The sequence below is a fragment of the Streptomyces sp. NBC_01352 genome (assembly GCF_036237295.1).
In the GTDB taxonomy this organism is placed as follows: Bacteria; Actinomycetota; Actinomycetes; order Streptomycetales; family Streptomycetaceae; genus Streptomyces; species Streptomyces plumbiresistens.
On record NZ_CP108354.1, the window covers coordinates 11,042,944 to 11,056,545 of the forward strand.

Consider the following 13,602-nt stretch of genomic DNA (forward strand, 5'->3'; position numbering starts at 1 on the left):
GGGTTTCCGGCCGGGGCCATGAGGGGGCGAGATGGCGGAGGCGACGGCGGCTGCGGAGGCCGGGCACGCCCGATACACCTACCGGCTGCGCGTGTCGGCCACAGCCCGCACCGCCCTGGCGGGGGAGTGGGGCCGATGCCGGTGGGTGTGGAACGAATGTGCCGCCAAGTCCAGGGCTGTGCACCTGCACAACAGGTCCACCGGCCAGAAGGCCACGTGCGGCCCGGCTCAGCTCGACCGGATGCTGACCGAGGCCCGTGCCCGTACGCCGTGGCTGCGTGCGGGCTCGTCGGTTGTCCAGCAGCAGGTCATCCGTGACTTCGGCCGCTCCCGCGCCAAGGCGCACAAGGACATCCAAGAGCGCCTGCCGATGGCGCGCCGGACCGGGATGCCCACGTACAAGAAGAAGCACGAAGCGCTGCCGACGCTCAACTACACGCGGCGCGGTTTCCGGCTGAAGGACGGCCGGCTGCACCTGGCGGGCGGCATCGTCGTGACGGTGGTGTGGTCGCGGGAGCTGCCGGCCGAGCCGTCCTCGGTGCGCGTATACCAGGACAGCCTCGGGCACTGGTACGGCTCGTTCGTCGTCCCCGCCCAGCTCCAGCCCCTGCCACAGACCGGCCAGGTGCTCGGCGTCGACTGGGGCGTGCGGGAGAGCGCGACCACCACATCCGACGCGCATGACCTTCCGCACGCCGAGCACGGCAAGAAGGCTCAGGCGAAGCTGACCCACTACGACCGGATGATGGCCCGCCGCAGGCCACAGAAGGGCCGGCCCGGTTCGAAGGGCTACCGTGCCGCGAAGACACTGCGGGCGAAGGCATGCAAGAAGGTCGCCAGGCAGCGTGCGGACACCGGCCGCAAGTGGGCCAAGAAGGTGGTCCGCGACCACGACGCCGTCGCTGTCGAGGACTTCCGTCCGAAGTTCCTGGCCAAGACGACGATGGCCCGCAAGGCCGCGGACGCCGCCATCGGCGCCACCAAGGCCGCCCTGCTCGAGATGGGCCGCAAGCACGGGCGGGACATCCGCCTGGTCCACCCCGCGCACACCACGATGGACTGCGCGCACTGCGATGCGAGAGCCAAGCATCGCCTGCCGCTGGGTGAGCGCACCTACACCTGCACCGCGTGCGGAGCCGTGTCCCCACGGGACAAGAACTCCGCCCGCGTGATGCTCGTCCGGGCTCGTCTCAACCCGGCTGGTGCCGATGGCGCAAGACCTCCTGGAGCGCTGCTCCAGGAGGCGGCCTGAGCCAGGAATCCCCTTCCCTTCAGGGAGGGGAGGATTCAATCGTACTCGACCGTCACCGACGGCGTTTCGGGTACGCCCTGGCAGGTGAGCACGTAGCCCTCCGCCACCTCGTCGTCCTCCAGAACGTCATTCACTCGCATGCGCACCGATCCTTCGGTGATCTTTGCCATGCACGTGGCACAGTTTCCGGCCTCGCAGGAGAACGGTGGGGTCAGGCCCGCTCGGCGGGCGGTCTGCAGAAGCGTCTCGCCGGGGTGGGCGGGTACCGCGACCCGTTGGTTGCCCAGGCGGATCGATATGGTCCCCGGCGCAGCGGCCGTCGGGGCGGGCGGGGCGGCCGTCGGAGTCGGAGGGGCGGCGGGAGCTGCCGCGCCGAACCGTTCGCTGAACAACTTTCCGCCGCCCGGAAGCGCCGACTCGACGAGTTCCATGAACGGCTCGGGGCCGCACACGTACACGTCCGCGTCCCCGTCCGCACCCACGAACTCCTTGACCCGGGCCTGATCCATCAGGCCCTGATCCGCGTCCAGGTGGCGTACGACTGTGAACCTTCCGGCATAGCGCAGCACCAGCTCGTCAAGGGCCGAAGCGAAGATCATCGCGTCCCGCGAACGGTCGGCGCATAGCAGTCTGACTTTGCGCCGCGTACCGGCGAGCGCGCTCTTGGCCAGCGAGAACACGGGCGTGAGGCCGCTGCCGCCGGCGAATCCGAGCAGCGGAACCTCGCTCTCGCGCAGGCAGAACCGCCCCCGGGGCTGGGTGAGTTCGAGCGTGTCGCCTTCGCGTGCGTGGTCGCCCAGCCAGTTCGAGACCTTTCCGCCCGGCACCCGCTTCACCGTGGTCATCAGCTCGCCGTCCGTCTCCGGCGCACTCGACATCGAGTACGAGCGCAGCAGGTGCCGCCCGTCCACCTGCACGCGGAACGTGCAGAACTGCCCTGCGCGGTAGGAGAAATCGCCACTGTGCGGACGGAGCGTGTACGTGGTGGTGTCGGCGGTTTCCCGGACGATCCGGGTAATCGTCGCGCGGTGGAAGGCAGCAGGCGCGGGCGAGGGGGTCGGCACGGGCGGCCTCCTTCTGGTATGAAAGTTCTATCTCTTTGAGAATAACGTTCTCGCAGTCGAGATGGGAGCCTCTCACATGCAGACGTCCGGCGCGCAGGATGAGGCGGCCCTGGCCTTCGAGGAGGAGACGTACAGCCGCGGCCGGCTCGAGTCCCTCTCCGACTCACTCGCTGCGACCCTGGTACGCCGAGGGGTGCGCGCGGGGGAGCGGGTGGCGCTCATGTCCTCGAACCGGCCGGAGTTCGTGGTGGCCGTCCATGCCGTGTGGAAGGCGGGAGCCGCGGTCGTCCTCATCAGCCCGGCGTGGAAGAGGACAGAGGTCGAGCATGCCCTGGCGGTCACCCGCCCCGCCGACGCGCTCGGCGACCAGCAGGTGCTCGCCGACCTGATGCCCATGCTGCACCTGGACGAGGTGACACTTACCGGTGACGGCGCGGGGACGTTCTCCCCGCCCGATCCGGCAGCCGATGCCGTCCTCGTCTTCAGCTCGGGCACGACCGGACTGCCGAAGGCCGTACGCCACACCCATGCGTCGTTCGCCGCGGCGACACGGCACTGGACGGACGCCCTCCAACTCACCGGGCAGGACCGCCTCCAGGTGACCACCCCGCCCTCGCACATCCTCGGCCTGCTCAACATCGAGACGGCGCTCGCCGCCGGTGCATGGGTGCGGCTGCATCGCCGCTTCGATCTGAACCGGGTCCTCGAACGGATCGAGAAGGACCGGATCACCGTCGAGATGGCCGTCGCGCCGATCGCCCTGGCGATGGCGAGGCACCCGGACCTGGAGTCGTACGACCTGTCCTCGCTGCGGTTCATCATGTGGGGAGCGACACCCGTGACGCCCGGCGTCGCCGAGGAGGTCACCCGCCGTACGGGGGTCGGCTGGGTGCCCGCCTACGGGGCGAGCGAACTGCCCGTCATCGCCTGCAATCCCCTTCAGGGCGCGCGGCTCGACAGTGTGGGGCGGGCGGTGCCGGGCGTGCGGGTGCGGGTCACCGACGTGGAGTCGGGGCGCGTCCTCGGGTTCGGCGAGACCGGCGAGATCGAACTCAAGTCGCCGTCCCTGATGGCGGGTTACCTGCCCGCCGAAGCGACCCGCGAGGCGTTCCGGGGCGGCTGGTACCGCACCGGTGACGTCGGGCGCGTGGACGGCGACGGCTGGCTGTACCTCACGGACCGCTCCAAGGAGATGATCAAAGTCCAAGGGTTCCAGGTCGCGCCGGCCGAGGTCGAGGGCGTGCTCCTCGGCCATCAGGCCGTGGCCGACTGCGCCGTCTACGGCGTGTCCGGCGATGAGGGTTCGGAGACCGTGATCGCCGCCGTCTCCACGCGCGCACCGGTGACGCAGGGCGACCTGATCGCCTACGTCGGCGAACGCCTGGCCACCTACAAACGGCCGCACGAGGTCGTGTTCGTGGACGAGATACCCCGCCTTCCGTCAGGGAAGGTCCTGCGCCGAGTCCTGAAGGAGCGTCATGGACGCACGGCTGACCAGTGAGCAGCAGTGGCTGAGGGAGGCGGCCGGGAAGCTGGCCGCGGACCTCGGACCGGGCTCGGTCCTCGACCTGGACGACGAAGCGCGCCTCACCCGCCTGGAGAAGGCCGTCGCCGACACGGGCTGGCGGCGGCTGCGCTCCGACGGCGCCTCCGGAGTCGAAGTCGCCCTGGTCGCCGAGGAGTTAGGGCGCGGCCTGATCGACGTGCCGTATCTCGGTCCGGTACTCGCCGACGAACTGCTCCCGGCCGCCGCGGAGGACCGCACCGCATGGACGCTCGCGGTGAACGGCGAGGCCGTCGACGCGCGGGGCATGCGACGCGCGGTCGAGCTGCGGGACACCATCCCCTTCGCGGGCGCGTTGGGGGACGCCGTACGCACCTCTGATCTCACGCGCTCGCGCAGCGAACTCGTCGGCGCACCAGAGCCGCTGCCCGCGCTCACCGAAGAGCGGGCCGCCCGCTTCCACGCCCTCGCACTCGTCGCGACCTCCGCCGACCTGCTCGGAGCCGCCCGCGGAGCGCACGCGCTGGCCTGCGCATACGCCAAGATCCGCGAACAGTACGGACAGGCCATCGGCTCCTACCAGGCCGTGTCGCACCCGCTCGCCGAAGGCCTCGCCCTGATCGAGGGCTCCATCAGCGTGCTGCGCTACGCGGCCTGGGCCGTCGACTCGACCGGCCCGGAGGAAGCCCTGCGATCCGCCCGTATCGCGAAGGTCTACTGCGCACGCGCCGCGCGCACCGTATGCGAGACCGCGATCCAGGTGCACGGCGGCATCGGCAATACCTGGGAGTGCCTGGCCCACGTGTATCTGCGGCGCGTGCTCACGTCGAGCGAGCTGTTCCCCGTACGCCTGGAGGAGATCGACCTTGGACTATCGTGACGCACCCGAAGAGGCCGCGTTCCGCGGCCGGTTGCGGACCTGGCTGACGGACAACGCCACCAGGTTCCCCGCCTCGGGCTCCGACGAGGACTACTGGTCCCGGCAGGGCGACTGGCACCAGGCCCTTTACGCCGCCGGGTTCTTCGGCCTCACCTGGCCGCGCGCGTACGGCGGCCGCGAGCTGCCCCCGGTGTACGACGTGATCCTCGACGAGGAACTCGCCCGCGCCGGAGCCCGCCCGCGCCCCAGCCTCGGCTATCTTGTCCAGGGCCTGGGGCGGCACGGCAGCGAGGAGCTGCGCCGCCGGTTCCTACCCGGCTTGATCGACGGAACGGAACGCTGGTGCCAGGGCTTCAGCGAACCCGGAGCAGGCTCCGACCTCGCCTCCCTCACCACCACGGCCACGCGCGAGGGCGATACGTACCTCCTCAACGGCCACAAGATCTGGACCAGCTACTCGGACGTCGCCGACTGGTGCCTGATGCTGGCCCGCACCGATCCGGACGTGCCGCGCCACAAGGGCATCTCGGCGTTCGTCGTCGACATGCACCAAGAGGGCATCCAGCAGCGGCCATTGCAGATGATCAACGGGGTCACGAGTGAATTCGGACAGCTCGTCATCGACGGCGCGCGAGTCCCCGCGGACCGCATGGTCGGCGCCCCCGGTGAAGGCTGGGCCCTCGCCATGACCGTGGTCGGCCATGAGCGCGAACCTGCCGAACTCGGCTTCACCGCCCGCTACGGCAAGCTCGTGCGCGACCTCGCCCGGCGCGCACCGGAGGCCGAGCCGTCCGACGAACTGCGCTGGGCGGCCGTCCAGGCCGAGATGCTCCGGCTCCACCTGCGCCGCCGCCTGTCCGAACGACTCGACGGGGTCCACCACGGACCCGAGGGCTCCCTCGACAAACTCCTGATGACCTGGGTCGAACAGGACGTCGGCCACGCCGCGCTCGCCGTCGGCGGCACCCGCGACCCGGAGCTGTTCGCCGAGTACCTCTACAGCCGTTCCCAGAGCGTCATGGGCGGCACCTCGCAGATCCAGAAGAACATCATCGCCCGCCGGATCCTGGGACTCGGGGGCTGATACGACCGGCTCGACTTGGAGGCTGACATGACCGATTCAGCCTGGAGGGTGACATGACCTGTTGGACCTGGAGGTTGACATGACCGGCCCGCTGTACGACCTGCCGCCCGAGATCGACGTACGCGCCGAGGGCCCGCTGCGTGTGATCACCCTCAACCGGCCCGACGCCCTCAACGCCGTCAATGACGCCCTGCACACCGGACTCGCCCGACTGTGGCCGCAGTTGAGCGAGGACCACGACGCGCGCGCCGCCGTGCTCACCGGCAGCGGACGCGCGTTCTCCGCCGGAGGCGACCTCACCTACCTGGACCAGCTGAGCAAGGACCCCGAACTGCGCACGCGCACCATCGCCCACGGCCGCGACCTCGTCCTCGGCATGGCGCGCTGCCGCGTCCCGGTGGTCGCCGCCGTCAACGGCCCCGCGGTCGGGCTCGGGTGCAGCCTGATCGCGCTCAGCGACATCGCCTACATCCACGAGAACGCCTATCTGGCCGACCCGCACGTCCAGATCGGACTGGTCGCCGCCGACGGCGGCCCGCTCACCTGGCCGCTGCACACGAGCCTGATGTTCGCCAAGGAGTACGCCCTCACCGGCGCCCGGATCCGCGCCGACAAGGCCATCGCCATAGGCCTCGCGAACCACGTCAGCGCGGACCCACTCTCCGATGCGCTCGACTGCGCCAAGCGCATCGCGGGCCTGCCGCGGCAGGCCGTCGAGGTCACGAAGCGGCTGCTCAACCTGCACCTGGAGCGCGCGGTCCTGGCCACCCTCGACTTCGCGACCACCGCCGAGTACCAGTCCTTCCAGACCGAGGACTTCCGGCAGACGCTCGCCGGGCTCCTGGCGAAGGACGCCTGAGGCGATGCAGTTCATCCTCCAGTACCCCGAGCCCCACGGCCCCGACGGCGACCTCCTGGCCGCCGGCCCGCTCGGCGAGGTGGCGCAGGCCGCCGAGCGGGCCGGATTCCACGGGTTCTCGCTGACCGAGCACCCCGCCCCCGGCTCACGGTGGCTGGCCTCCGGCGGACATCAAACGCTGGACCCGTTCGTCGCGCTCGGCCATGTCGCCGCCGTGACCGAGCGGCTGCGCCTGCTCACCTATCTGTCGGTCGCCCCGTACCGCAATCCGCTCCTGCTGGCCAAGGCGGCGGCCACTCTCGACCGGCTCTCCGGTGGCAGGTTCACCCTCGGGCTCGGTGCGGGCTATCTGAAGGGTGAGTTCCACGCACTCGGCGTCGACTTCGACGAGCGCAACGCCCTCTTCGACGAGACGCTGGACGTGCTTCCCGGCTACTGGAGCGGTGAACCCTTCAGCTACGAAGGCCGCCACTTCAGCGCCCGCGATGTCGTCTGCCGCCCTCGGCCCGTCCAGTCACCGCTGCCTATCTGGCTGGGCGGCAACGCGCGGCTGACCCGGCGCCGAGTGGCCGAGCGGGCGCATGGCTGGATGCCACTGTCCGGAGGCGCTCAGCTGGCGCAGACGGCCCGTACGCCCGGGTTCGGCGGAGTGCCCGAACTTGCCCAGCTCATCACGGAGTTGTACGAGAACGCGGCCGCCGCGGGTCGTACGGATCCGATCGACATCGTGCACTCCTATCAGGACGAAGGCCTGACCACCCCGGCCGCCGAGCCCGACGGGCACCGGGAGGCGTTCGCCGAGCTGGCCAAGGCCGGGGTCACGTGGGTCGTCGTCTCCAGCGGGACCCACTCGGCCGCGGCCACGTTCGAATTCATCGACGCGTTCGGCGCCACGTATCTGAGGTGAACGGAGAGGTGGACCCATGGGCTGGTTCGAGGAGCGCGCCGGACTGGCCGGCACCGTGGCCGTGATCACGGGCGGGGCGGGCGGCCTGGGCGCAGCGATCACCCTTGACCTGGCGGCCTGCGGGGTACGTACCGCCGTACTCGACATCGACCCGGCAGCGGCCGCAGCCACGCGCCGGACGCTCGACGAGGGCGGCTACGAGGCGATCGTCCGGCACGGCGACGCACAAGAACCGGAGGCTCTCACCGATTTGTTCGAGGCGGTCGACGAGCGATGGGGGCGCCTGGACACCCTGGTCAACGTCGTCGGCGGCACCTTCCGTGCCGCTTTCACGGACACGTCACCGAAGGGCTGGGACGCGCTCCTGCGCGCCAACCTTCTGCATGTGCTGCACGCCTGCTCCCTCGCCGTACCCCGGATGCGGGACGGCGGACGCGGCGGCAGCATCGTCAACCTGACAACCGTCGAGGCGCACCGCGCCGCGCCCGGATTCGCCGTCTACGCGGCGGCGAAGGCGGCCGTGGAGCAGTTCGCGCGCACGCTCGCGGTCGAGGAAGCACCGTACGGGATACGCGTCAACAACGTCGCCCCGGATCTCACGCCCACCCCACGGCTCTCCCAACTTGCCTCGCTTGGTGGTTTGTTGGCCGACACGGCCGTTGTGCGGGCCGCGATCCCCATGGGCCGGGTGGGCCAAGTGGACGACGTCTCGGGATGCGTCGTCTTCCTCGCCTCACGCCTGTCCTCGTACGTCACCGGCACGACCCTGCACCCCGACGGCGGGACGTACGCGTCGTCGGGATGGTTCAACTGGCCGGGGCAGGGCTGGGCGAACCACGTCCCGGCGGGCCTGCTCAAGCGGGACGAGCCGCAGGGCTGAGCGGCGGAGCACCGGGCGTCACTGCTCTGCGCCGAGCCTGCGCACAAACCCCTCCGGTACGAGCACCTCCTCGCGCCCGAGTTCCCGTACCGACGCGCGCCCGAGCCCGAGCAGAGCCGAGTCGATGCCGGAGCGCAGGATGTCGAGCACGTTCTCCACGCCGGCCTGACCGTTCGCCGCGAGGCCCCACAGGTACGCGCGGCCGATCATCACCGCCCTCGCGCCGAGCGCGAGCGCCTTGACCACGTCGGCGCCGCGTCGCACACCCCCGTCGAGCACGATCTCCACCTCGTCGCCGACCGCTTCGGCCACCGCCGGCAGGGCGCGGATCGCGGCAGGGGTGCCGTCGAGGTTGTTGCCGCCGTGGTTGGAGACGGACAAGGCGGTGACGCCCGCGTCGGCGGCACGATTGGCGTCGTCGATGCGGGTGATGCCCTTGAGCATGAAGGGGGCGTCCCACTGCTTGACCAGCCAGGCCACGTCCTCCCAGGTGGGCGGCGGGGTATGCATCCACTCGCCGTACGCGCCGAAGAATCCCGGCACTTCGGCACCCGGGTCCTGCGTCATGTTCGGCACGGACAGTTCGGGCAGCCAGCGGGCCTTCGCGTAGGCGGCCAGCCAGCGCGGGTGGGTGAGGGCCTGGGGCGCGTACCGGATCATCGTGTATACGTCGATCCGCTCGGGGATCGACGGGCTGCCCCAGTCGCGGCCCTGTGAGAACGACCAGTCCAGAGTGAGGATCAGGCCCGTCGCCCCGGCAGCGCGGGCGCGCTCCAGGCGGTGCAGGATCTGCTCGCGGGTGCCGGACCAGTAGATCTGGAAGAACGTCCGCGGGTTCGCCGCCACCACGTCTTCGACGGGCTGAGACGCGAACGAACTCAGTCCGAGCGCCGTGCCGCGGGCCGCCGCCGCGCGGGCGACGGCCAGCTCCCCGTCGGGGTGCACGGCCTGGACTCCCGTGGGCGAGCAGATGACCGGCAGGGCGAGTCCCTGTCCCATGCCCGAGGTCGTCAGATCGCGCTGCGCAGCGAGGCCTGCCACATGCGGGGCGAAGCCCAGTTCACCGAAAGCCGCCTGGTTGTCCTTGAGGGTGAGGCCGCCTTCGGAACCTCCGATCAGCGCGCCGTACACGGCGGGCGGCAGCCTGCGCCGGGCGCGTCGCTGCGCCTCGGCGACCGTCTCGAACCAGGGGTTTGCCGCCCATGAGGGCGGTACCCAGAGCTAGTTGCCCCCTTGCGTCCATGTCCGGGCCGGGCAGTACGGCCTGTCCGGCCTACTTGGGCGGGAAGCGCAGCGCCCCGTCCAGCCGGATCACCTCGCCGTTGAGGTAGTCGTTCTCGGCGATCTGCTGGACCAGCTGCGCGTACTCGGCCGGGCGGCCCATCCGCCTCGGATGCGGGACCTGTGGACCCCAGTACGCCTCCAGCTTGTCGCCGGCCTGCCCGTACGCGGGCGTGAGGAACGTGCCGGGAGCCACGGTGACGACACGGATGCCCAGCGGGGACAGGTCGCGGGCCGCGACCAAGGTCATGGCGACGACGCCGCCTTTTGCGGCGGCGTAAGGGATTTGGCCGATCTGCCCCTCGTACGCGGCGATGGACGCGGTGTTGACGATGACGCCGCGCCCCGACTGTCCGTCCTGCGGTTCCTGGCGCGCGATCGCGGCGGCGGCGAGCCGCATCACGTTGAAGACGCCGGTCAGGTAGATGTCGACGGTGCGGCGGAAGCCGTCCAGGTCGAGTGGGGTGCCGTCCTTGCCGACCAGGCGGCCGCCGGAGGCCGGGCCGCCGTGCGCGTCGACCGAGATGCGCAGTTCTCCCAGAGCCTCGGCCTCGGCCAGTGCTGACTGCACGTCCGCCTCGCTGGTCGCGTCGGTGCGGATGTACCGCACCCCCAGCTCCCGTTCGAGGGCCTTGCCCTTCTCGTCGGCGAGGTCGGCCACGACGACTTTGGCGCCCGCCTCGTGCAGCCGGCGGACGGTGGCCTCGCCCAGGCCACCCGCACCACCCACCACGACCGCGGACCTCCCGCTGATGCGCATACGTGCTCCCCACTCTTGAAAGTGCGGCTCTTGAATCGCGAGAATAGCACTCTCATGAATATCACCATGATCCTTGAAATGGCGGCTTCGGCCGACGGTGAGCGGCCTGCGGTGGCGGCGGACGGCCACACCCTGACCGCCGGACAACTCCTGGAGCAGGCGCGCCGCGCGGCCGGGCGCTTCCGGGGCAGGCCGGCCGTTCTCTACCGCGGTGTCAACCAACTGGCCTATCCCGTGGTGCTGTTCGGTGCTGCGCTGGCAGGTGTGCCGTTCGTGCCGCTCAATTACCGGTTGGGGCATGAGCAGTTGGCGGAGATCGAAAGCCGGCATCCCGGCGCCTTGCTGCTGAGCTCCGAAGACCTCGACACGCTCACCGCGCCATCCGAGAACGAGGTTCCCGACATCGCCCAGGAACCCGAGTGGGACCCGGACGCGGTGGCGGTCATCCTCTACACCAGCGGCACGAGCGCCGCACCCAAGGCCGCGCTGCTACGCCACCGGCATCTGCTCGCGTACATCCTGAGCACCCAGGAGTTCGGGTCGGCCGAGCCGGGCGACGCCGCGCTGGTCGCGGTCCCGCCGTACCACGTGGCAGGCCTGACCAACCTGCTCTCGAACCTCTACACCGGCCGCCGGGTCGTCTACCTGTCTGCCTTCGACGCGGGGGAATGGCTGGCCACCGTACGCCGCGAAGGTGTCACCCACGCCATGCTCGTGCCGACCATGCTCGCCCGCGTCGTCGAGGCCGTGGAGGGTCCCGACGCGGGCACGCCGACACTGAGCCACCTCGCGTACGGGGGTGCGCGCACCCCGCGCGTCGTTGTGGAGCGGGCCCTCGCGCTCTTCCCGGAGACCGGTTTCGTCAACGCGTACGGGCTGACCGAGACCGCCTCGTCCGTCGCGGTGCTCGGCCCCGACGACCACCGCGTGGCCCTCGCCGCCGCCGAACCCTCCGTACGCGAGCGCCTGTCGTCGGTGGGACGCGCCCTGCCGGGCGTCGAGATCGAGATCCGCGACAGTGCGGGGAAAGTGCCCGGCCCCGGCCTGACCGGGCTCGTGCACGTGCGCGGGGAGCAGATCTCCGGCGAGTACCAGGGGCGCAGTGCGCTCGACGAGGACGGCTGGTTCCCGACGCGGGACCGCGGGCGGCTCGACGCCGACGGCTACCTGTTCATTGAGGGCCGCGCCGACGACACCATCATCCGCGGCGGCGAGAACATCGCACCCGAGGAGATCGAGGACGTGCTGCTCGCCCACTCCGGCATCCGCGAGGCGGCCGTGATCGGTGTCCCCGACGAGGAGTGGGGGCAGCGGATCGTCGCCTTCGTGGTCGGCGAAGGCGAGCCCGAAGCTCTCCGCGGCTGGGTGCGTGAGCGGCTGCGTACATCCAAGACGCCCGACACGATCGTCTTCCGCGCCGGACTGCCGCGCACCGACACCGGAAAACTGCTGCGCCGCGTGCTGGTCACGGAGTTCACCGAGCCGGAGACCGCCCCTCCCGCCGACCCTGCAGAGCCGGCCGAAGCCCCCGCCCAGCCGGGCGACCACCCAGACCGAGAGGCCACCCATGCCTGAAGCCGTCATCGTCCGCGCCCTGCGCACCCCCATCGGCACCGCGGGCAAGGGCACCCTGCGCGACACCAGCGCCTACGACCTCGCGGACCACATCGTGTCCGCCGCGGCGAAGGGCCTCGACCCGGCCGGCGTCGACGACGTGGTCCTCGGGGAGGGCCTGTACGGCGGCGGGGTCATCGCCCGGCACGCCGCGCTGACCGCCGGCCTGACCTCGATACCCGGAGCGGCCGTCAACCGGCACTGCGCGGCGGGTCTCGCTGCCGTCGAACACGCCGCCGCGTCCGTCCGGTCCGGCATGGACGAACTGGTGATCACGGGAGGCGTCAACTCGGCCTCGACGGGGCCCCTTTCGAGGCGCCGCACGGACGGCGAGTGGAGCGACTGGTACCCGCCGACCCACCCCAACCGGCCGGACGCGCCCAACTTCGACATGTCGTACACCATCGGCTGGAACACGGCTGTCGCCGAGAAGATCAGCCGCGAGGACATGGACGCCTGGGCCCTGCGCTCGCACCGGAACGCCGTTCGCGCCATCGACGAGGGGCGTTTCGAGGCCGAGACCGTCCCGATCGGGACGCCGCACGGACTGTTCTCGGTGGATGAACACCCCCGCCGGGACACCTCGTTGGAGAAACTCGCCGCGCTCAAGCCGCTGCACCCGGAGATCGAAGGCTTCAGCATCACCGCAGGCAACGCCTGCGGCGGCAACGACGCGGCCGCGGCCCTCGTCGTCGCGAGCGACCGCCTGGGCCTGCCCGCACTCGCCACGGTACGCGCCTGGGCTTCCGTGGGTGTCGACCCCGCGGAGACCGGCATGGCGCCCACCCTGGCCATTTCCAAAGCCCTTGCCAGGGCAGGGCTTTCCCTCGACGACGTCGACCTCTTCGAGATCAACGAGGCCTTCGCGTCGATGTGCGTGGCCGTCGTGCGCCGCCTCGCCCTCGACCCCGACCGGGTCAACGTCAACGGCAGCGGCATTTCCCTGGGCCACCCGGTGGCCGCCACCGGCGCCCGGATGCTGGTGACGCTGGTGCATGAACTGCGGCGCCGGGGTGGGGGAGTGGGCGTCACCGCCATGTGCGCGGGCGGGGGGATGGCGTCGGCGATGGTGGTCGAGGTGGCGGGGCGGTGAGCCGGGGTGGAAGACGAACTGCGGCGGGACGGGCCCTGTATCCAAGAAGCCGCACCCGGCAGTGACGAGACAGTGCCGATGCCGCGCGGCGTGGCACTGAACGTTAACGTGCCACTGCGAACCGCTACCCGGAAACGAGGGCGATCCGCTTCAGCCGAAGGGGACCCGCGCCACCGATGTCGCGGGCGCCGCGCTGCTCGTTCCGGACTACAAGGCGGTGAACGGGCCCGGCGGCGCCGACGGCGGCACGTACCGCGTGGGATTTCGCGGGGGCGGCTCCCTCCGCCGGTCCTGGAAGCGATGTCGCCGCTGTCTCGGACGGCTGCGTGAGCGTCTCCGCGCTGACGGACGACCATGACGTCGACGCGCGAACGTCGGTGTGGCTGGGGAAGTTGGTGCGCGGATTGCGATGAGGCACTACGCC

Annotated in this window: 11 protein-coding genes and 1 pseudogene; 9 read left to right on the forward strand and 3 right to left on the reverse strand. The window is 70.9% G+C overall.

The features are described from left to right. Window positions 1–31: 31 nt before the first annotated feature. A complete protein-coding gene (locus OG252_RS50870) occupies window positions 32–1,252 on the forward strand; it encodes an RNA-guided endonuclease InsQ/TnpB family protein (RefSeq protein WP_329344945.1) in 1,221 nt (406 codons plus the stop codon). Window positions 1,253–1,287: 35 nt separating this feature from the next. On the opposite strand, the gene OG252_RS50875 is transcribed toward OG252_RS50870, so the two are convergent. Continuing rightward, window positions 1,288–2,316 carry a ferredoxin--NADP reductase gene (locus tag OG252_RS50875; RefSeq protein ID WP_266447708.1) on the reverse strand — a complete coding sequence of 343 codons (1,029 nt, stop codon included), beginning with the start codon at window positions 2,314–2,316 and terminating at the stop codon, window positions 1,288–1,290. Between the two features lie 76 nt (window positions 2,317–2,392). Between OG252_RS50875 and OG252_RS50880 the strand changes: the two genes are divergently transcribed. From OG252_RS50880 to OG252_RS50905, 6 genes are all read left to right on the forward strand, one after another. Then, complete coding sequence (locus OG252_RS50880) at window positions 2,393–3,817, forward strand: class I adenylate-forming enzyme family protein (RefSeq protein WP_266447711.1); 1,425 nt, start codon at window positions 2,393–2,395, stop codon at window positions 3,815–3,817. Next, entirely contained in the window at window positions 3,795–4,700 is a 906-nt protein-coding gene (locus tag OG252_RS50885; protein WP_266447713.1) for an acyl-CoA dehydrogenase family protein, read from the forward strand. The genes OG252_RS50880 and OG252_RS50885 overlap by 23 nt, the downstream gene beginning before the upstream one ends. Beyond that, window positions 4,687–5,784, forward strand: a complete 1,098-nt coding sequence (locus OG252_RS50890) for an acyl-CoA dehydrogenase family protein (protein WP_266447716.1) — start codon at window positions 4,687–4,689, stop codon at window positions 5,782–5,784. Before OG252_RS50885 ends, OG252_RS50890 begins: the two co-directional genes overlap by 14 nt. Window positions 5,785–5,863: 79 nt before the next feature. Then, window positions 5,864–6,643, forward strand: a complete 780-nt coding sequence (locus OG252_RS50895; RefSeq protein WP_266447719.1) for an enoyl-CoA hydratase/isomerase family protein — start codon at window positions 5,864–5,866, stop codon at window positions 6,641–6,643. A 4-nt stretch (window positions 6,644–6,647) separates the two neighbouring features. Beyond that, window positions 6,648–7,550 (forward strand): LLM class F420-dependent oxidoreductase, encoded by a 903-nt coding sequence (locus OG252_RS50900; protein ID WP_266447721.1) that lies wholly within the window; start codon window positions 6,648–6,650, stop codon window positions 7,548–7,550. A gap of 16 nt (window positions 7,551–7,566) precedes the next feature. Next, the gene (locus OG252_RS50905) at window positions 7,567–8,430 is read left to right on the forward strand and encodes an SDR family NAD(P)-dependent oxidoreductase (RefSeq protein WP_329344946.1); all 864 of its coding nucleotides are present in this window, start codon (window positions 7,567–7,569) and stop codon (window positions 8,428–8,430) included. Window positions 8,431–8,448: 18 nt separating this feature from the next. Here OG252_RS50905 and mftD read toward each other — a convergent pair. Both mftD and OG252_RS50915 read right to left on the reverse strand, forming a co-directional pair. Then, window positions 8,449–9,612: pseudogene (gene mftD / locus OG252_RS50910) on the reverse strand (pre-mycofactocin synthase MftD); the annotation flags it as partial. Between the two features lie 91 nt (window positions 9,613–9,703). Beyond that, window positions 9,704–10,471, reverse strand: coding sequence for an SDR family oxidoreductase (locus OG252_RS50915; RefSeq protein WP_266447727.1), 768 nt, complete (start codon window positions 10,469–10,471; stop codon window positions 9,704–9,706). 78 nt (window positions 10,472–10,549) lie between these two features. On the opposite strand from OG252_RS50915, the gene OG252_RS50920 reads away from it, so the two are divergent. After that, a complete protein-coding gene (locus OG252_RS50920; protein WP_329344947.1) occupies window positions 10,550–12,046 on the forward strand; it encodes a class I adenylate-forming enzyme family protein in 1,497 nt (498 codons plus the stop codon). Then, window positions 12,039–13,178 (forward strand): thiolase family protein, encoded by a 1,140-nt coding sequence (locus OG252_RS50925; RefSeq protein ID WP_329344948.1) that lies wholly within the window; start codon window positions 12,039–12,041, stop codon window positions 13,176–13,178. Before OG252_RS50920 ends, OG252_RS50925 begins: the two co-directional genes overlap by 8 nt. The last annotated feature ends 424 nt before the right edge of the window (window positions 13,179–13,602 follow it).